Source organism: Sphingobium agrisoli, assembly GCF_041877245.1.
Taxonomy (GTDB): domain Bacteria; phylum Pseudomonadota; class Alphaproteobacteria; order Sphingomonadales; family Sphingomonadaceae; genus Sphingobium.
Window position 1 is genome coordinate 1 of sequence record NZ_JBHDJI010000005.1, and the last position, 19014, is coordinate 19014.

Here is a 19014-nt window from a genome sequence, read left to right on the forward strand (position 1 = left end):
ATAGGGTTTCGCCATGCCCGCTGGCCTCCATTCCCCAGCCGGCATCTTGAATCACATAATAGGCCCGAGCAAAACCCCTCTCGATTCAGCCTCACGTCATCTCGCTCTAAGGGCGGATCGACATTCAGATGATGGCGTGCCGAAAATGGTAGATTTCCGAGACCCGGAGCGCAGCGTACTAAACGTACGTGAGCACCGGAAGCTCGGAAATCTGCCATTTGCAGGCCGTCAGGGCTGAATGTCGATCCGCCCTAGTTGCCGACGGAGAAGCCCGCAGCCTTGTCATAGGGCTTGATCGTCACCTTGCCCGTTGCCGCCCACTCGGTGCCGCGCGCAAACAAGGTCTTGAATCCGTCATATTGGATCGTATCCGGCCCATGGCCCAAGGTGATCGAGAAGACGCGGCCCTTGCCATAATCCTGCACCCAGACCTGCGGGTTGGGTTTGCCCATGCCGCCCATCTTTTTAAGCTGATCGGGCGCATAAGCCTTGGGGTCATATTTGGGGCCAGCGCGCTCGGGCTCGTAATCCCCCGGATCGTCAATCGCGGTCGCCAGCACATGCACTTTCGCCGCGGAATCGAACACCATGTTGGTGTATTTATCCTCCATGAAATTCCAGTGATAGCGGCGCAGACCCTGCGTGATCGGATGCGCGCGATCGACGATCTCGATGCTGAACGCATCGGGCGGGGACCGGCGGCTGGTGCCAGGCACCATGACCGCTCCGACTAACTTGCGATATTCGGGGATGTCGCGCCCCCAGGTGAAGGAGGAGTGATAGGCAACCAGCCCGCCACCCTGCGCCACATAGTCGTACAGCGCCTTGAACGCGCCGTCCGACCAGAGATGCTGCGCCTTGTCCGCATAGTTCCAGCGGCTGGAATAGTTGAGGATGACGACGTCATATTTCTTGAGCTGATCAAGCGTGCCGTCGTCGAAATCCTCGGTCACGCGCACGTCGAACCGGCCCGTATCCTTGAGCTGGGTGCGAAGGCGGTTGTTCACCCCGGTCCAGTCATGCTCATAGCTGTTCTGGCCGCTGATGATCAGCACCTTAAGCCGTGCTTCTTTGGGATTGGTCGGCGTCGCCACGCGCTGAACCGTCTCCGGCGGGGCGTAAGGAACATTGTCGACTGTCACAGGAATATCGGCGACCGGCACAGTCTGCGCCGTTGCGACCGACGTGCCGCACAGCAGCGCCGCCCCGATCATAAATCGTGTGAGGTGCATCCGACGATCCTCGATATGAAATGGTTCAGGCGGTCGCATGCTGCGCCGAAGGGGGCTCGTCCGCCTTGCGACGCGCGCCGTGCATCGGCCATCCGAGGACGACGACCGCCTGCAAGGCGAGCAGCGCGATCGGCCAGCCATAATAGGACCAGCGGACCGTCTGCCGCGCGGCATCGCTGACGGCGTTCGGAACATAGCCGGCCGCCGCCAGCGAGTAGGCGATCGCCGCCGTGCCGACCGCCATGCCGATCTTCGTCGCGAGGCTGATGCCCGATGAAAGCAGCCCCTCGTTACGGGTGCCGAACAGCGCCTCATGATAGTCGACCGCTTCGGCCGCCATCGTGAAGATGCCGGTGATCGTGACCGATGTGGCTACCGACGCGGCGACATACAGCGCGAGGAACAATGGTGGCCGGGCTTCAGCGAGCGGCAATGCCGCGAAAAGCGCGATCGCGACGATGATCGCGGCAAAACAGCCTTTGCGGATGCCGGTGCGCGACAGGATCGGTGGCGCGATGAAGGCCGCGATCAACAGCGTGCCGGATATCGCCGGCAGCAGGATCGAGATCATCCACGGGCGACCCAGCACCTCGATCGCAAAGAAAGCTGTGAGCGAGATCATCGTCCCGAACCGGACGAAATAGAGCAGGGTGAAGGCGAAGCAGATCAGCCACGCCCGGTTACGCAGCATCTCGCCGATCGCCGGCAACACCGCGAAGCGCGGCGACGCGCCATCGTCAAACCGCTCATGGCAATTGCGGAACAGCATGAACAGCGCGACCAGCGACAGCCCGGCGAACAATGTCGCCGTCGCGAGGAAACCGCGCTGCTGGTCGCCACCGCCGAACAGTCCGACGAGGGGCATGGTCGCCGCCGTGCCGAGGATCACCGAAAACGACGTGCCGACCGAGCGCATCCCGCCCAGCTTCAGCCGGTCGCCGGTATCGGTCGTCATCATCGGCATGAGCGCGGTGTAGGGAATGGACCCCAGCGACATGAGGATGCCGAGCGCCTTGAAGGTCAGAAAGGCGTAGATCAGCTTCGCGTTCTGAGACCAGTCCGGCACCGAGAAGACGAGGACCAGCACCAGCGCATAGGGAATGGCGGTGAACAGGAAATAGGGCCGCGTCCGTCCCCAGCGGGTGCGGGTCTTGTCGACGGCGATACCGACCAGAATATCGACGACCGCGTCGAGCAGCCGCGCGGCAAGGAAGATCGTGCCTACCGCAGCCGCCGGCAGCATCGCGACATTGGTGTAATAGAAGAGCAGGAACGCCCCGGCCATATTATAGGCGAGGCTGTAGCCGAAGTCGCCGAACCCGTAGCTCAGCCGCTCGGTCAGCGACAGCCTGGCAGTACCAGCGGGATCGGCGGCCGCGTCAGGCATCCAGCGTTTCCTTCGTCAGGTCGAGCGAAGCCAGCGCCGGGCGGGTCGGCCGATATTCGAGCCCGAACGGCCCATCATAGCCCAGATCGCGCAGATCGGCGAGCAAGGTCGGCCAGTCGATACCGCCGGTGCCCGGTTCGTTGCGGCCCGGCAGGTCGGCGACCTGGATATGTTCGACCAGATGCATCCGCCCTTCCAGCACCTCGCGCGGATTTTCGCCCATGACCAGCGAGTGATAGACATCGTAGAGCAGCTTGAGGCGCGGGCTGTTCACGGCCTCGACCAGATCGAGGCCGAGTTTGGTTTCGACCAGATACATGCCGGGATGATCGATCCGGCTGTTGAGCGGCTCCAGCACCAACGTCACTTCGGCCGCCTCCGCGAGATCGGCGGCCTGGCGCAGCGCCGCAACCGCCGTATCGAAATGCTCCTGCGCCGAAATGCCTTCGCGCGTGAAGCCCGACGCGACGATCAGCGGGGGCGAGCCGACCTTCTTGGCCTGTTCCAGCGTGTCCGACACGGCCGCCAGAAACTCCTGATGCTGCGCTGGATCGACGATCGACCGGCGTGGATCGACGCAAAAACCGGTGAGAGTCACCCCCGTTTCGTCCAGCGCCTGCGCGAGGCCGGCCATGTCCTTGTCGCGCCACAAATGGAATTCGGCATGGTCGTAGCCGGCCGCCCTGGCCGCGCGGACGCGGTCGCCGAGCGAGTCATGTTCTTCGCCGAAAATCCACTCGATGCACGGGGAAAGCTTCACGTCCATTCCTCATTCGAAAAGACAAGGGGCGGCCATCGCGGCCGCCCCATGGGTAGATCAGAAGTCGAACCCGACCCGGACGCCATAGGTGCGCGGGCGCGAGAAGCCGGCGTTGAGCACACGGTCGGGACCGGCCGCCACGAACGCGCCGAACACCATCGGTCGAACATTCTCGACGTTCTGGACGTAGCCCGCGATCGAGAATTTGCGGTTTTCGGGGCGGTAGGTGAGCGACAGGTCGGTCTGGGTGAACGCCTTCTGGGTCAGGTCGCGCTCGTTGAAGACGGTCATGAAATATTTGCTCTTGAAGCGCGAGAAGGCGCTCGCCGTGACCGTGCCGGCCGATCCCAGATCGAAGATATGATCGTAGCCGAGCGAGATCACCACTTCCGGCGACATCGGCGGCGTATTGCCGGCAAGATTGGGCTGCTGAACGCCCGGCGTGTTGGGATCGAGATCGCCGACGCTGGCATTGTTCGCCGCCGTGCACCCGCTATTGGGGACGCAGATCACCGCATAGGCTGCCGCCAGATCGTCGAACTCGGCGTTCAGATAGTTGAAGCTGCCGTAGAAGCTGTTCCACTTGTCGAGCTGGAAGTCCCATTCGGCTTCGATGCCCCAGATCGTCGCGCCGCCGGCGTTGAAAATCTGGCCGCCCTTAGTGTTGTCGAGCAGGACCGCGTTTTGCAGGCCGGCATAGTCGTAATAAAAGCCCGACAGGTTGAACTTGTGCTGGTTGCGCTCGCCGAAATCGAGCTTCAGCCCTGCCTCGTAAGCGGTGTTCTTTTCCGGGCCATAGGTGCCGACGGCGTCGAAGCCGCCGCCTTTGAAGCCCGTGCTCACCTTGCCATAGATCAGGGTGTTGGCATTGGGCTTGTAGTTGAGGCCGGCGAGCCAGCTGATATTGTCTTCCGACTGCGCCAGGTTGAGTGTTTGTGGCGCCGGGGTGGTCAATTCGTTCGGTCCGGCGTTGAACACGAAATTATAGTTCTGGAACACCGCGTCGCGATCGCCCTTGGTGTAGCGCAGGCCGCCCTGGGCGGTCAGTTCCGGGGTCAGCGGCACATCGACCTGGCCGAACACCGACCAGCTCTTGCTCTGCACCGGCGTGCGGCGGAAATAGGTGATGTAGCTGCCGTTCGGGCCGATGAACGGATTGTGCAGCCCGCGCGCCTGGTTCAGCTCCTCATTATAATAGAAGGCACCGAACTGATACAGGATCCCGCCGGCCTCGCCGTTCAGCCGCAGTTCGTGGTTTTGCGTTTCCACCGTGGAGCCGAAATCGATGAACACATAGGCGGGCGGCAGCGTCGGCCGCTCGATCGAGTCGGTTTTGCGGTAACCGCCGATATAGGTGAGCGTCGCCTTGCCGATATCGTAGGCGATCCTGCCACGCAGCGCGAAGGATTCCATCGACTGGAAGCCGACGCCGGTCGTGGGCCCATTATAGCTGCTGCGATCGACGTTGGCGAGGAAGCCGGTGTTGAGCGGGATGCACTGCGTTCCCGGCTGCAACGGCGCCACCTCGACATAGCCCTTCGACCCACAGCCAGCGGTCGGCGCATAGGCCGCTCCGTTCAGGTCGACGAAGGTGTAATTCTCCAGCAGCGCATAGCTGTCGGCATATTCCACCGCGGCGTCGATCCGCAGATTGTCCGTCGGCTCCAGCCGGAGCGACAGGCGCCCGGCCTTCATGTCCTGGGTGCCGCTGCGGTCCGCATAGTTCGGCTTGTACGGCTTTCCGGCGAGCGGATTGGCGGCGCGCAAACCCGCCATGTTGGGATGGAATGTATAGCCCTTGCCACGCTTTGAGTAGATGCCCGACGCGCGGATGGCGAAACCTTCGGAGATCGGCAGATCGACACCGGCGTTGGCGATCACCTGGTCATAATTGCCGTAGCTGACCGAGCCGTTGGCGGCGAAGGCGTCGCCCGGTTTACGGGTGATGAAGTTCACGGCGCCCGCCGTGGCGTTCCGACCGTAGAGGGTGCCCTGGGGCCCGCGCAGCACCTCGACACGCTCGAGGTCGAACACGGCAGCGTTCAGAACGGTCGTGCGGTTGATATATTCGCCGTCGATGTTGATCGTGACCGAGGTGTCCTGGGTCTCGTTGTTGCTCGCCGTGCCGATGCCGCGGACGGCGACATAGGTATTCTGCTGATCCTGCGTGATCTGCACGCCTGACGCGACACGGTCCAGTTCGCGCAAATCGGTGACGCCGGCATCCTGCAGCGCTTCGCCCGATATGACGTTGATGGCGATCGGCACGTCCTGGACGCTCTCGGCGCGGTTCTGCGCGGTGACGACGATTTCGTCGATCGTGGCAGCCGGCGCGCCAGTCGAGGCCTGATCCTGCGCCAGCGCCGGGCTGACCACCAGGGTCGCGGTTCCGATCAACAGACATGATTTCAACGTAAGCTTACGCATCATCCCCTCCCAATGTTTGTGCGGGTAAGAGCCCCACATCCGGTTAATAGAATTGCTATTCTAATTCGGTGTAATGTCAAGTCAAGTGGCTGTGTCGGGCGTTGTCAGCGATGCCGCGTCAGGCGCGGCCGCCGCCAAATGCCGGCATGACCTTGCGGGAAAGCAGGTCGAGCGTCTGGTTGCCCAGGCGAAGCCGCTCCTCCGTCAACGGCCCTGTCACCGTGCCGCACAAGATGTTCCCGATGCCGAGCGCCTCATAGGGCTTGAGATGTTCGATCACCGTTTCTGGCGATCCGTGAAGGCACCAGGTCCCAATCCAGTCGTCGGTCAGCGCGTTGGGCGTGCGGTCGGTCTTGCGATTCGCATCGTCCGATTCCGCGCGCGCGTTGAATTCGGCCTCGCGCTCGATCGCCTCCTGATAGGATTTCAGGATCACCATCAACTCCTCGCGGGCCTGCTCGTCCGTTTCAGCGAGGTGGACCGCCTGATAGGTATGCGTGGTCCAACCGAGCGCCGACTCGATCGTCGCCGCGTCATGGCCATATTCGTCCAGCGCCCCACGATAGGCGTCGAAATATTTCTTCACATGGATGTAGGGTTCGGTTCCGCCGATCCGGGGTGGGGTGAACGCGGGGATGAAGGCAGGCCAGCCATGCTTAGCGGCTCGGCGGACGCTGGTCTCCTTCATCGCAACCGGCATCAGCCGGGCGTGGCCCGCGGTGTAGGGCGCGGGCGCGATCCGTTGCAGGACGCGGCCCTGATGGGGGCCATTGTCGATTTCGATCGCGGGGTCGTCCATCTGCTTGGCCCAGAGTTGCTCGGCCAGCTCAAGATTGCGGTCGGCAATCGCGCCAGCTTCCTGGTAATTCACGCCAAAGCCGATCATTTCCTCCGGCGTGGTGCCGCTGCCGACGCCCACCAGCAATTTGCCGTTGGTCAGTTGGTCGAGGAGATTGATGCGCTCCACGAAGCGAACCGGGTGATGCAGCGGCACCGACACCACCGAGAAGCCGAAATGCATTTCCGGCAGCTTGGCGGCGAGATAGGCCGCGAACATGAAGCTGTCGCTAGCCAGCGGCATATAGCCGTTGAAATGATGGTCGGGCATGAAAATCGCCGCAAAGCCAGCATCGCGCGCCCGCACCGCATGTTCTTCGAGATTGTGCATGAGCGCCCGATCATCCTCAGGCCGCATCGACCGCGCATTCAGAAATACCGAGAACCGCATCACCCCTCCTCGCGAATCAGAATGTCCGCGCATTTCGAAATTAGAATTGACGTTCCTATTTTGATATTTCTTATGGCGGATATGTCAAGCCCCTCCGCATCCCCCACCGAAACGCTCGCCGCGAGCGCGCTCAGCCGCAAACCACGCCAGGGACGAAGCCTCGCTTCGTTCCGCCGCATGCTCGACGCGACCAAGGCGCTGATGCTGGAACGCGGCAGCGAAGACTTTACCTTGCAGGACGTGAGCGATCGCGGCGCGGTGTCGATCGGTTCGATCTATCTGCGGTTTGAAAGCAAGGACCGGCTGCTCCACGCCGTCATTGCGGAGGAATTGCAGAGCATCGTCGAAAAGGAGCGCGAACTGATCGAGGGCATCCTCGCCGAATCACATTCGCTGGCGGATTTCCTCCCCCGCTATGTCGACGGGTATAGCGGCTTCCTCGCGGCGCATTCCCAGTTGCTGCGGACGATCATGCAGCGCGCTTCGCTCGATCCCGCCGTGTCCGCGCCTGGTCGCGAGACCGCGCAAAAATCGGCCGATTTGTCGGCCAACGCGATCCTCACATTCCGCGACGAAATTCGCGCCAAGGATGCGGAACGGCGCGCCCATGCGGTGTTCCGCATCGTTTTTGCCACGGCGGCGCGGCAATATGGCCTCGGTTCCACGGCCGAGTCCGCCGACGATGAAATCTGGAGCACGTTGAAGTCGGAATTATCGGTGATGGCCCTCGCCTATCTCCGATATGAGGGCTGAAGATTGCAGGTGCCGTCAGTGATCGACGCGCTGCGGCCGGGTTGGCTTATGCGGCCTGAGTGCGCCCGAGATATCTGCCCCGCCGATGATTGACAGATGGAGGCGCTGCGGTCGGCGAGATTCCGTGCGGCGGGCGGGATCGACCCTATGACGAAGATCGACCTTCGCCCCGATTGCGCGAGTTGTGCGGCCTTATGCTGCGTAGCTCTCGCCTTCGACCGTTCGAGCATGTTCGCCATCGACAAACCGGCCGGCCAAGCATGCCCTCATCTCGACGATTGTGGCGCCTGCAGCATCCATGACGAGCGCGAAGCACGCGGCTTTGCGGGGTGCATCGCTTTCGATTGCCTAGGAGCCGGCCAGCGAGCGACGCAACTTTGTCCTGTGGACAGTGGCGTCAACATGGATGGCACGCTTGCAAAATCCTTGGCCCAAGCATTCGGCAACCTCCTGCGCGCGCACGAACATCTTCTTCTGCTCGACTTGGCGGAAAGGCTCGATATGTCGCACATCGAACGTCATGCTCTGGCGGAATTGCGTGACGCATTGGTCGATGCGGGGATTGATGGCCGGAAAATAGCGGCTGCACGGTCCCGCATCGATAGTTTTCTGAAGGGGCTCAAGAGCTACGTCGATGGCCAGGCGATCGCCCTTCGCTGATCTCGATTCGGGTCATCACCAGTCGAACGAACGGGATAGGGGAAGGCCTTTTTCGCAATAAGGGCCATTCGCCCTCGGCTCTGCTGGGTCCACATTCAAAGCATGGATCAGACGCGGCGTGCTTCGACCATCTGCGTCACCGATTTCCCAAGCAGCCTCTTGGCACCGCTTATCAATAAATCCCGCCCTGCCCTTCCAGGAAATCGGCGTCGCTGCGCTGCCGCCCGCGCGAGACGGCGGCTGCGGCGCGGGCTTCGGCGACCTTGGCCTGCGCTTCGGCCTCTCCCTTGCGGATCGAGCGGCGCGGTTCGGTTTCGGGCTTGAACGCTTCCCAGATGACGGCGGGCTTCAGGTCCGTGCCCGGCCACACGCCATAGACTCGCTTTCCCGATCGCCGGTCGATCGTCACCATGCGAATTCCGGGCGGCGCGACGAAGGGCGTCTTAGGCATGGTCTCCAGCACCGGGGCCATCGCCGCCTTCCAAATCGGCGCGGCGATCCGCCCGCCCTGCGCCCAGCCGCCCAGGCTCCGGGGCTTGTCGTAACCGATATACACCCCGGCGACGAGATCGGGCGATCCGCCGACGAACCACACATTGGTCGGTCCGTTGGTCGTGCCGGTCTTGCCGAACAATGGCCGGCCAAGGTCGTTGAGCACCGTCGCGGTGCCCCGCTGGACGACACCCTCGGTGATGTGGACGACCTGATAGGCGGTCAGCGGGTTCATCACCTGCCGCCCTTCGAAGCCGAAGCGCGGCATGGGCTTGCCGTCCCAATTGGCCATGTTGCACCCGTCGCACGGCCGCCAGCGATCCGGCCAGATCACCTTGCCGCGCCGGTCCTGCACATAGTCCATGACCGTGGACGGCTGCTGCTTGCCCTGATTGGCGAGCGTCGCATAGGCGTTCACCATTCGCTCGACCGTCGTCTCGCCCGCGCCCAGCGCGAAGGAGAGATAGGGCTGATAGTCGCCGATACCCATATTCTTGATCGTGCGGACCACGCGGTCCATGCCGGTCTGGCTGGCGGCGCGCACGGTCATCAGGTTGCGCGACTGCTCGACGCCCCAGCGCATCGTCTGCGGCCCGGCGCTTCCCCCTGAGAAGTTGCGGAAGCATTTCTGCCCCAGCCCCGCCCCCTGATAGACGCACAATGGCCCATCGACGATGATCGAAGCCGGCGTCATGCCGTTGTCGAGCGCGGAGGCATAGACGAACGGCTTGATGGTCGATCCCGGCTGGCGCAGCGCCTGCGTCGCGCGGTTATAGGAGGAGAGGCGCGAATCAAAGCCGCCCTGCATCGCGCGGATACGGCCCGACCGGACCTCCTCCACCACCATCCCCCCTGACACTTCGGGGATGGAGCGCAGCGCCCAGCTCGATCCGTTGCGTGTGACGACGATCAGGTCGCCGGGTTTAAGGGCCGAGAAGGCCGGGCCGCCGGTGCGGCGATAGGGCGTCTGCGCCGCGCTCGCGGGCAGCACGCCGGTCGTGCCGTCGGAAAAGCCGATCTCCGCTTGCGCCGACGTGCGGCTGATGACGGCAGCGACGCGCCAGCTCGCATAATCAACGCTGATATAGCTGGCGGCCAGTTCGCGCTCCCAGCCATTGTCGACATTGATGCGGCCGACCGGCCCGGACCAGCCGCGTCCGGCGTCGAAGCGCAGCAGCCCGCCGCGCAGTGCGTCCTGCGTCTTTTCCTGGACCACGGGGTCATAGGGGCTGCGGACCCAGAGGCCGCCGGCATAGACGCTGTTGGGACCGTCCGCCGCCTTCTCGCCGAAACGCTCGATCAGGCGGCGGCGCACTTCCTCCATATAATAGCCGCCGGCGCGCGCGTCGAAGCTGGAGCCGTGCGCGGCGACGGTGCCGAGCGGCTGCGCGATCGCGGCGTCGCGCTGGGCGGCGGTGATCCAGCCGTTGGCATACATTTCCCCCAGCGCCCAGTTGCGCCGGTCGATCGCGCGGGCATGGCCGCTCTCGCTTTCGGGGCGATAATTGGCCGGCCCCTTGGGCAGCATCGCAAGATAAGCCATTTCGTGCAGTTTGAGGTCGGCAACGTCCTTGTCGAAATAGGCGCGCGCCGCCGCTTGCACGCCATAAGCGTTACGGCCGAGGAAAATCTGGTTGAGATAGAGTTCGAGAATCTGCTGCTTCGACAGCACATTCTCCATCCGGTAGGCGAGGATCATTTCCTTGACCTTCCGGGTCGGCGAATATTCGTCGCCGATCAGCAGATTCTTGGCGACCTGCTGCGTGATGGTGGAGCCGCCGCGCGCGCGCTGGCCGGACCCCAACTTGCTGACATAATCGACCACCGCGCCGGCGAAACCCGGAATATCGACGCCATGATGCTCGAAGAAGGTCTTGTCTTCCGCCGCCAGATAGGCGCGGATCAGGAGCGGCGGATAATCGCTATATTGCAGCTGGACCCGCCGTTCGCGGGCATAGCTGTGGACCGGCTGGCCGTTGATGTCGCGCACGATGGTCGGCAGCGGCGGCTCATATTCCAGCAGCGTCGCCGCATCGGGCAATCCGCGCGCGAAGATCAGCCAGAAGAGGAAGAAAGCCGCGAGCAATGCGCCGAGCAGGATCGCCGCCCAACGGAACAGCCGCCGCTGCCACAACTGCCCCAGGCGGCTGAGGAACCCGCCCGCGTCGCGGCGCAGGCGATAGGTGAAGGATGTTGCGGCGGTATCGGAACGGACCTCTTCCATGGGGAAGAGGCTCTAGGGTCAAATGCGCGCCAAGGCCAGTGGGGGTGATGCCAACTGCCGCAATATTAGCCCCCCGCCGCATCCCCCCGCATCGCAAGCTTGCGGGCGAAATGCACCTCGACCGCGCGGGCGACGCCACGGGCGATCTTCTGCTGCCCCTCGCGCGAGGCGAGGAAGGCGGCGTCGGCCTCGTTGCTGATATAGCCGGTCTCGAACAGCACCGACGGCGTATCGGGAGCCTTGAGCACCATCAGCGAGGCGAAGCGGTGATAGGTGCTGCGGAACGGCACGAACGGCGCGGCCTCGCGCTGAAGCAGCCGCGCAAAGCTGGCCGAGATGTTCATCGATTCGCGCTGGGTCAGGTCGATCAGGATGGACGACACGTCACCCGACTGGCCGCCCAAGTTGACGCCATTGATGATGTCGGCCTTGTTTTCCCGCGCAGCGAGCCGCGCCGCTTCCCGGTCGGACGCCGTTTCGGACAGCGTATAGACGGTCGCGCCATGCGCCTCGGCATTTTCCGCTGCGTCGGCATGGATGGAGATGAAAAGATCCGCGCCCAGCTTGCGCGCGATGCCATAGCGCTCCTGAAGGACGAGGAACTTGTCGTCGTCGCGGGTCAGCGCCACCCGCACGCGGCCGGACTTCACCAGCGCATCGCGGATCGATTGCGCGATGGCGAGAGTCACGTCCTTCTCGCGCCTGCCATTCTCCTTGTTGATCGCGCCCGGATCATGGCCGCCATGGCCGGCATCGATCACGACCAGCGGCCGCGCGCCGTCTTGCGCCCCTTCCACCGCCGGCAGGGCGACGCCCCGCGCCGCCGACGGGATGGGCACGGTGATCGAATGAAGCCGCTTCTGCGGCCTGGCCGCCATGTCGACGGGCGCGTCGAAGCGGGTGCGCCCCTTGCCGACAGCCGAGCGGAAGCGGTCGTCGCTGACACTGCGGAGCGAGAAGCTCAGCGATTTGCCGTCCGCCGCGATCTGCGGATCGCCCAATGTCACGGGGGCGGCGAGATCCAGCACAACGCGCGCGGTGTCGCCGCTCAATTGCCCCTGCCGTACCGCCGCGATGCTGCCGCGGCCCGGCGCAAAGCGCAGGCTGCCCATCTGGGCACCATCGATGTCGAGCGCGATGCGGCGCGGCGCATCGAGCAGAAAGGCGGAAGCCCCCGCGACGCGATCATCGAAGCGCACCACCACCCGGTCGTCCTGCACATCGACGCCCGATATCCCGCCGGCGCTGCCGGGTGCTGCGGCAAGGGCAATTCCCGCCAGGGCAAGGCTCTGGAACATGCGCTGCTTGTGCAGCGCGTGCGTATTGGCCGTCCAGCCAAATCTCATGACGATGACCCGTCTCGAAGCGTCCCCACGCTCAACGCCGGATTAAGCATCGCCTCTTTGAACTGCGTAAAATGAGAGGGTTAATGGGGATTTAGGCATGAAAAGCGGAGACGGACATTATTTCAGGCAATTGTTGCCCCGGTAAGCATTGGCTGCTACCCCTTCATATTCCTGGCAGGACCGCCATCTGACGGTGGCCTTTTCAGGCGTATGACGACATGCATCGGCGGGCGCGCATTCGCGCCATCGCCGGTGCCGCAAACAGGTTGACGCTGCATGAGGCTTGAATTTCCTTCCACGGCTGCCCCGGTAACGGGCGTGGCGGCGTGGATGGATCGGCCCGGCGCTTTTGCCGGCCCTGCCGACGCAGCAGACGCACATATTTCCATCAAACCCCGGACCAAGCCGGCAGCGGCGCCCCTTTCGGCGCGCGCCCGGCGGTCCCCTCACTATCGCGCGGCGGCCCGGCCCTTGGCCCCGGCCCCGCGCCGGAGAATAATGAATGACAATGCGTATGCTGATCGACGCGCGCCACCGGGAAGAGACCCGGGTCGCAGTCGTCAAGGGTAACCGGATCGAGGAGTTCGACTTCGAGTCCGCAGAGCACAAGCAGCTCAAGGGCAATATCTATCTCGCCAAGGTAACGCGCGTGGAGCCGTCGCTTCAGGCGGCGTTCGTCGACTATGGGGGCAACCGCCACGGCTTCCTGGCGTTCAGCGAAATCCATCCCGACTATTACCAGATCCCGCGCGAGGACCGCGAGGCTCTGCTGCGCGAGGAACGCGCCCACGCCGAGGAAGAAGCCGCGCTGCGCGCCGACTATGACGATGAGGATGAGGAAGGCCATCACGCCGAGGACGGTGTCGAACTGGTCGAGGCGACCCATCATCATGACGATGAGGACGAGGCGGCCGAACCCGCCAATGCCGAGGGCGCACCGCAGGAGGGCAACGGCCGGGGCCGTCGGCGCGGCAAGGGCAATGGCGACGACGCCGCCGACGAGCTGCGCCGCAAGCGCATGGCGCTGCGTCGCCGCTACAAGATTCAGGACGTCATCAAGCGCCGCCAGGTGCTGCTGGTCCAGGTCGTCAAGGAAGAGCGCGGCAACAAGGGTGCGGCGCTGACCACTTATCTGTCGCTTGCCGGCCGCTATTGCGTGCTGATGCCCAACACGTCGCATGGCGGCGGCATCAGCCGCAAGATCAGCAACGCGGCCGACCGCAAGCGCTTGAAGACGATCATCGCGGAAATGAATCTGCCCTCGACCATGGGCTGCATCGTGCGCACCGCGGGGCTTCAGCGCACCAAGCCGGAGATCAAGCGCGACTTCGACTATCTCGCCCGGCTGTGGGACGAAATCCGCGAAAGGACGCTGAAGTCGGACGCGCCCGCGCTGATCCACAATGACAGCGACCTCATCAAGCGCGCGATCCGCGACATCTACAACAAGGATATCGAGGAAGTCATCGTCGAGGGCGAGCATGGCTACAAGGCCGCCAAGGACTTCATGAAGCTGTTGATGCCGAGCCACGCCCGGCGCGTGAAGCAATATGCCGACCCCATATCGCTGTTCCAGCGCGCCAGCGTCGAGGATCAGCTGGCCGCGATGTACAACCCGGTCGTGCAGCTGAAATCGGGCGGCTATCTGGTGATCAACCCGACCGAGGCATTGGTGTCGATCGACATCAACTCGGGCCGTTCGACCCGCGAGCATGGCATCGAGCAGACCGCCGTCGCCACCAATCTGGAGGCCGCGCGCGAAATCGCGCGCCAGCTGCGCCTGCGCGACATGGCGGGCTTGGTCGTCATCGACTTCATCGACATGGAGATGAACTCCAACATCCGCAAGGTCGAGAAGGCGATGAAGGAGGCGCTGAAGGACGATCGCGCCCGTATCCAGGTCGGCCGCATCTCCGGCTTCGGCCTGATGGAAATGAGCCGCCAGCGGCTGCGCACCGGCGTGCTCGAAGCATCGACCCGCCAGTGCCCGCATTGCGAGGGCACCGGCCTCGTCCGCACCGCATCCTCGGCGGGTCTGGGCGCGCTGCGGATGCTGGAGGAGGAAGCCGCGCGCGGTCGCGGTTCGATCATCACCCTGCGCGCCAGCCAGGAAGCGGCCTTCTACGTCCTTAACAACAAGCGCCGCGAACTGGACGAGATCGAGCAGCGCTATGGCGTACGGATCGAAATCCTGCCCGATGGCGAGATCGAGGGCGCGCGCATGTCGGTGGAGGCCAGCGGCCCCCGCCCCGAGCGCGTGGTCGATTACACCCCGCTGGCCGACGATGACGATGATTTCGACGTCATCGAGGAAGAGGAAGGCGAGGAAGAGGCCGAGGAGGCCGAAGCCGCGCCGGAGCGGGAAGAGCGCGGCGAGCGCGCCGACCATGGCGAAGAGCGCGAAGGCGGCCGTCGTCGCCGTCGCCGCCGCCGTCGTCGGGGCGGACAGCGCGACGAGGCGCGCGGCGAGGGCGGCGCGGCTGACGCCGGCGAAGAAGCCGAGGAAGCGGGCGAGCCTGCCGAGGATGGCGAGATCGTCGCGGAAGAGGCGGGCAATGCCGAAGATGCTGGCGACGAAGAAGGTGGCGCGCGTCGTCGCGGCCGTCGCGGTCGCCGGGGCGGTCGTCGCCGTCGGGAAGGCGGCGAGGATGCGATAGCGGCGGAGGTCGAAACCACCGACGCCGAGCCGATCGCGGAAGCCGAGGCCGAGCCTGCTGCCGACGCCGCGCCGGCCGAAGAAGCGCCCGCCGAGGAAGCGCCCAAGACCCGTCGCCGTCCGCGCGCTCGCAAGAAGACCGAAGCGGAGCCGGTGACCGAGGCGGCGGACGCGCCCGTTGAGGCCGTCATAGAGTCCGCGCCGGTCGAGCCTGTCGCCGACGAGGCGCCTGCCAAGCCCAAGCGCAGCCGGCGCAAGAAGCCTGTCCTGAGCGAAACCGAAGGGGCTGGCGTGGAAGCGGACGCCGCACCTGAACCGGTCGCCGCGCCCGAGGTAGCCGAGGAAGCGCCGGCCAAGCCCAAGCGTACCCGGCGCAAGAAGCCTGTCCTGAGCGAAGCCGAAGGGGCGGACGCGGTGGCCGATGCCTCTGCGCCGGCCGAGGCGGTGACAGTGGAAGCTCCGGCCGAGGACGCCCCGGCCGCTGCGGACACCTCTACGCCGACCGAAGGCGAAGCCGAACCTGCCGACGCCGGTGGCGAAGAAGGCGAGCCGCGCCGTGGCTGGTGGCAGCGCACATTCGGCCAGTAAGCCCGGATCGCCCTCATGATGAAGCGCCGCTGCCCTCCCGGTTCCGACCGGCGTGCAGCGGCGCTTTTCCTTTATGCCGCTCGCTTCAGGGCTGGTTCAGTCGCGCCGCGCCATGGCGCAGCTTCCATGCCGCGCCTCCTCAAATTCCTGACTCTGACGATCGCCGCGCTCGCCCTGCTCGCCCGCCCCGCGATCGCCCAGCAGATTTTGCGCGATGCGGAGACCGAGGCGTTCATGGCCGACATGTCCGGCCCGCTGGTCAAAGCCGCTGGCATGGAGCCGCGCAACGTCCAGGTCATGGTCATCAACGACCCCGAGATCAACGCCTTCGTCGCGGGCGGCCAATATGTCTGGGTGCATAGCGGCCTCATCGCGCAGGCCGACAATGTGAACCAGTTGCAGGGCGTGGTCGCGCACGAACTCGGTCATATCGAGGGCGGGCATATCATCCGTTCGGGCGAGGGGATCAAGGAAGCGACCGGGGTCACGCTCTTGAGCCTCGTGCTCGGCGCGGCGGCGATCGCGGCGGGCGGCGCGGAAGCCGGCATGGGTATCATGGGCCTTGGCCAACAAGCGGCGATGAGCAAGTTCCTGGCCTTTTCCCGCGCGCAGGAAAGCTCCGCCGACCTCGCCGGCGCGCGTTACCTCCACGACGCCGGCATCAGCGGCAAGGGAAGCCTTGAATTCTTCAAGAAGCTCCAGAATCAGGAATATCGCCTCGCGATTCCCCAGGACAACAGCTATGGCCGCACCCACCCGCTGTCGGGCGAGCGCATCCAGGTGCTGCGCGAGGTGTATGAGCCCGATCCGGCATGGAACCGCCCGCCCGACCCCTATCTCGAAAAACGGTTCGAGCGGATCAAGGCGAAGCTGATCGGTTTCGTGTCGGAACCGCAGCAGACGCTCATCAAATATCCCGAGAGCGACCAATCGATCCCCGCCCATTATGCGCGCGCCTATGCCTGGCACAAAAGCGCCTATCCCGACCGCGCGTTGCAGGAGGCAGACTGGCTGCTGGCCGCGCAGCCGCACGACCCCTATTTTCTGGAACTCAAGGGCCAGATATTGCTGGAAAGCGGCAAGCCGCCCGAAGCCATCCCCCCTTTGCGGGAGGCGGTGAAGCTGACCAATCAGCCGCTCATCTCCACCCTGCTCGCCCATGCACTGATCGCGACCGAGGATCAGTCCAATTTCGCCGAGGCCGAGCAGGTGCTGCGCGTCGCGGTCCAGCGGGACCGGGAAAACCCCTTCGCCTGGTATCAGCTTGGCGTCGTCTATGAACGGCGCGGCGACACGCCGCGCGCAGCGCTGGCGACGGCGGAGCGCTATGCGATGATGGGCGAGCATCCGATGGCGCTGCGCAGCGCCGACGCCGCCATGCAGGGATTGAAGCAGGGCACGGTTGACTATCTGCGCGCGCAGGATATCGCCATGACCAGCCGCGCCGTCATCGAACAGCAGCGCAAGAAACGGTAATCATGCCAGACCAGCCCCGGCCGAGCTTTCGCGCCGCCCTTTCCAACAGGACCATCCAGATGACCCTAGGCGGCTTCGCCTTCGTCGCGGCCGCCGCCAGCGCCGCCCTCGCCATGCAGGCGCCCGCCGCCGTCGCTCCGGCCGATCTTAGTCCGGCAAATCGGGCCGCGATCGAGAAGATCGTGCACGACTATATATTGGAGCATCCCGAAATCATCCCGCAGGCCGTGGAAAAGCTCCAGGCCAGGCGGATGTCGGGCACGATCGACGCCAATCGCAGCGCGATCGAGACGGCCTATGCCGGGGCGTGGGAAGGCGCGGCCAATGCCGACGTCACTGTCGTCGAGTTCTTCGACTATGCCTGCGGCTATTGCCGCGCCTCGCTGCCCGACCTGGCGAAGCTGGTGCAGGGCGATGCCAAGGTGAAAGTGGTCTATCGCGAACTCCCGATCCTTTCCAACGAGAGCGGTGACGCGGCCAAGGTGTCGCTGCTCGCCGCCGAGCGCGGGCAGTATATGGCTTTTCACAAGGCGCTTTACGCCGCCGGCCGCGTGACGCGCGACACCATCATTGCCGCCGCCGCCAAGGCGGGGATCACCAAGTCGGAAGCCGAAGCTGCGATTGCGTCCAGCAAATATGACGCCGAGATCCAGTCCAACATCGCCCTGGCGCAGAAGCTTCAGGCAACCGGCACCCCGACCTTCGTCATCGGCGGCCAGGTTCTGAGCGGCGCGGTCGGCTATGAGGCGCTCAAGGATGGCGTGGCGAGCGCGCGGGGGAAATAGACTCGCCATCCGTTCAGTTCGAGCTTATCGAGAACCAGCGCGCGCCGGTTCTCGATCAGCTCGAACCGAACGGACCGGGTCGTTCCGCCATTGACTTCCCCCCGCCCTTTCCCTATCGGACGCCCCCTGACTTGCGGCCGCTGCTTTGGCGGCCCTTTTTTGTCACGCCCGATTCTTTGCTGTTTTTGTTTTTGAGGAATGAACGATGAAGCGCACCTTTCAGCCGAGCAATCTGGTTCGGAAGCGCCGTCACGGTTTCCGCGCCCGCATGGCGACTCCCGGTGGCCGCAATGTGATTCGCGCGCGCCGCTCGCGCGGCCGCAAGAGCCTGAGCGCCTGATCCAAGCGCCGGAAAAGCCCGCCGCGCCCGCCATGATGGTCCGGCGCACGGATTTTCTGGCGGCGAATCGCGGACGCCGCGCCCCGATGCCGGGCTTCGTCCTGCTGGTGCGCGAGCGCGGCGATGGCGATCCGGCGATGCGCTACGGCATCACCGTCACCAAGAAAGTCGGCGGCGCTGTCATCCGTAATCGGATGAAGCGCCGTTTTCGCGTACTGGCGCGCGAACTGTTGCCGACCCATGGCGTCGCCGGGGCGGACCATGTGCTGATCGGCCGCGACGGCGGTATCGAACGCGACTTTACTCTGCTCCGTGCGGAACTGGCCAAAGCGCTGGGCAAGGTGATGAGCCGGCCGGCGGGAGAAGGTCGGCCCGCCCGCCATCATGGACGCGGGCGTGGGCCGAAGCAGGATGCTCGCGTGGACGCCCCCGCACCATGATCGCCCGGCTGCTGATCCTTATCGCGCGCGGCTGGCAGATCGGCCCTTCGCGCATCCTGCCGCCCACCTGCCGCTACGCCCCCTCCTGCTCCGAATATGCGATCCAGGCGGTGCGCAAATATGGCGCGATCAAGGGTAGCTGGCTGGGGTTCAAGCGGCTAATGCGATGCCACCCATGGGGCGGTTCGGGCTACGACCCGGTTCCCTGACGACCAAGATA

15 protein-coding genes are annotated in these 19014 nt (G+C 64.6%); 8 read left to right on the top strand and 7 right to left on the bottom strand.

What is annotated here, in order from left to right; all coding sequences use genetic code 11:
- Window positions 1-251: 251 nt before the first annotated feature.
- The 5 genes from ACETPF_RS09945 to ACETPF_RS09965 all read right to left on the bottom strand — a co-directional run bounded on the left by ACETPF_RS09945 (window position 252) and on the right by ACETPF_RS09965 (window position 7034).
- Entirely contained in the window at window positions 252-1232 is a 981-nt protein-coding gene (locus ACETPF_RS09945) for a ThuA domain-containing protein (protein WP_373934317.1), read from the bottom strand.
- Between the two features lie 25 nt (window positions 1233-1257).
- On the bottom strand, window positions 1258-2619 hold the full coding sequence (locus ACETPF_RS09950; protein ID WP_373934318.1) for an MFS transporter: 1362 nt from the start codon (window positions 2617-2619) through the stop codon (window positions 1258-1260).
- Window positions 2612-3379, bottom strand: coding sequence for a hydroxypyruvate isomerase family protein (locus tag ACETPF_RS09955; protein ID WP_373934319.1), 768 nt, complete (start codon window positions 3377-3379; stop codon window positions 2612-2614). Before ACETPF_RS09955 ends, ACETPF_RS09950 begins: the two co-directional genes overlap by 8 nt.
- Before the next feature lie 57 nt (window positions 3380-3436).
- Window positions 3437-5806: a TonB-dependent receptor gene (locus tag ACETPF_RS09960; protein ID WP_373934320.1), complete on the bottom strand. Its 2370-nt coding sequence runs from the start codon at window positions 5804-5806 to the stop codon at window positions 3437-3439.
- Window positions 5807-5924: 118 nt separating this feature from the next.
- On the bottom strand, window positions 5925-7034 hold the full coding sequence (locus ACETPF_RS09965) for an LLM class flavin-dependent oxidoreductase (RefSeq protein ID WP_373934321.1): 1110 nt from the start codon (window positions 7032-7034) through the stop codon (window positions 5925-5927).
- 81 nt (window positions 7035-7115) lie between these two features.
- On the opposite strand from ACETPF_RS09965, the gene ACETPF_RS09970 reads away from it, so the two are divergent.
- Window positions 7116-7787: a TetR/AcrR family transcriptional regulator gene (locus ACETPF_RS09970; protein ID WP_373934322.1), complete on the top strand. Its 672-nt coding sequence runs from the start codon at window positions 7116-7118 to the stop codon at window positions 7785-7787.
- Window positions 7788-7934: 147 nt separating this feature from the next.
- Window positions 7935-8447 (top strand): hypothetical protein, encoded by a 513-nt coding sequence (locus ACETPF_RS09975; RefSeq protein ID WP_373934323.1) that lies wholly within the window; start codon window positions 7935-7937, stop codon window positions 8445-8447.
- A 172-nt stretch (window positions 8448-8619) separates the two neighbouring features.
- On the opposite strand, the gene ACETPF_RS09980 is transcribed toward ACETPF_RS09975, so the two are convergent.
- Together ACETPF_RS09980 and ACETPF_RS09985 are read right to left on the bottom strand one after the other, a co-directional pair.
- Window positions 8620-11163: a penicillin-binding protein 1A gene (locus tag ACETPF_RS09980; protein ID WP_373934324.1), complete on the bottom strand. Its 2544-nt coding sequence runs from the start codon at window positions 11161-11163 to the stop codon at window positions 8620-8622.
- A 65-nt stretch (window positions 11164-11228) separates the two neighbouring features.
- The gene (locus ACETPF_RS09985; RefSeq protein ID WP_373934325.1) at window positions 11229-12509 is read right to left on the bottom strand and encodes an N-acetylmuramoyl-L-alanine amidase; all 1281 of its coding nucleotides are present in this window, start codon (window positions 12507-12509) and stop codon (window positions 11229-11231) included.
- Window positions 12510-13011: 502 nt separating this feature from the next.
- Here ACETPF_RS09985 and ACETPF_RS09990 point away from each other — a divergent pair.
- From ACETPF_RS09990 to yidD, 6 genes are all read left to right on the top strand, one after another.
- Complete coding sequence (locus ACETPF_RS09990; protein WP_373934326.1) at window positions 13012-15753, top strand: Rne/Rng family ribonuclease; 2742 nt, start codon at window positions 13012-13014, stop codon at window positions 15751-15753.
- A 126-nt stretch (window positions 15754-15879) separates the two neighbouring features.
- Window positions 15880-17229: a M48 family metalloprotease gene (locus ACETPF_RS09995; RefSeq protein WP_373934327.1), complete on the top strand. Its 1350-nt coding sequence runs from the start codon at window positions 15880-15882 to the stop codon at window positions 17227-17229.
- Between the two features lie 2 nt (window positions 17230-17231).
- Entirely contained in the window at window positions 17232-18014 is a 783-nt protein-coding gene (locus tag ACETPF_RS10000; protein WP_373934328.1) for a DsbA family protein, read from the top strand.
- Window positions 18015-18219: 205 nt separating this feature from the next.
- On the top strand, window positions 18220-18354 hold the full coding sequence (gene rpmH / locus ACETPF_RS10005; protein WP_021317369.1) for a 50S ribosomal protein L34: 135 nt from the start codon (window positions 18220-18222) through the stop codon (window positions 18352-18354).
- Window positions 18355-18389: 35 nt separating this feature from the next.
- A complete protein-coding gene (gene rnpA / locus ACETPF_RS10010) occupies window positions 18390-18794 on the top strand; it encodes a ribonuclease P protein component (RefSeq protein ID WP_373934329.1) in 405 nt (134 codons plus the stop codon).
- A complete protein-coding gene (yidD, locus tag ACETPF_RS10015) occupies window positions 18791-19003 on the top strand; it encodes a membrane protein insertion efficiency factor YidD (protein ID WP_373934330.1) in 213 nt (70 codons plus the stop codon). The genes rnpA and yidD overlap by 4 nt, the downstream gene beginning before the upstream one ends.
- Window positions 19004-19014: the final 11 nt, after the last annotated feature.

Excerpts from the sequence above, each read along its gene's own strand:
- ACETPF_RS10000 (WP_373934328.1), top strand. The coding sequence starts at position 17,232 with ATGCCAGACCAGCCCCGGCCGAGCTTTCGCGCCGCCCTTTCCAACAGG.
- ACETPF_RS09960 (WP_373934320.1), bottom strand. The coding sequence starts at position 5,806 with ATGCGTAAGCTTACGTTGAAATCATGTCTGTTGATCGGAACCGCGACC.
- rpmH (WP_021317369.1), top strand. The coding sequence starts at position 18,220 with ATGAAGCGCACCTTTCAGCCGAGCAATCTGGTTCGGAAGCGCCGTCAC.
- ACETPF_RS09965 (WP_373934321.1), bottom strand. The coding sequence starts at position 7,034 with ATGCGGTTCTCGGTATTTCTGAATGCGCGGTCGATGCGGCCTGAGGAT.
- ACETPF_RS09975 (WP_373934323.1), top strand. The coding sequence starts at position 7,935 with ATGACGAAGATCGACCTTCGCCCCGATTGCGCGAGTTGTGCGGCCTTA.
- yidD (WP_373934330.1), top strand. The coding sequence starts at position 18,791 with ATGATCGCCCGGCTGCTGATCCTTATCGCGCGCGGCTGGCAGATCGGC.
- ACETPF_RS09945 (WP_373934317.1), bottom strand. The coding sequence starts at position 1,232 with ATGCACCTCACACGATTTATGATCGGGGCGGCGCTGCTGTGCGGCACG.
- ACETPF_RS09985 (WP_373934325.1), bottom strand. The coding sequence starts at position 12,509 with ATGAGATTTGGCTGGACGGCCAATACGCACGCGCTGCACAAGCAGCGC.
- rnpA (WP_373934329.1), top strand. The coding sequence starts at position 18,390 with ATGGTCCGGCGCACGGATTTTCTGGCGGCGAATCGCGGACGCCGCGCC.
- ACETPF_RS09970 (WP_373934322.1), top strand. The coding sequence starts at position 7,116 with ATGTCAAGCCCCTCCGCATCCCCCACCGAAACGCTCGCCGCGAGCGCG.
- ACETPF_RS09980 (WP_373934324.1), bottom strand. The coding sequence starts at position 11,163 with ATGGAAGAGGTCCGTTCCGATACCGCCGCAACATCCTTCACCTATCGC.
- ACETPF_RS09950 (WP_373934318.1), bottom strand. The coding sequence starts at position 2,619 with ATGCCTGACGCGGCCGCCGATCCCGCTGGTACTGCCAGGCTGTCGCTG.
- ACETPF_RS09995 (WP_373934327.1), top strand. The coding sequence starts at position 15,880 with ATGCCGCGCCTCCTCAAATTCCTGACTCTGACGATCGCCGCGCTCGCC.
- ACETPF_RS09990 (WP_373934326.1), top strand. The coding sequence starts at position 13,012 with ATGACAATGCGTATGCTGATCGACGCGCGCCACCGGGAAGAGACCCGG.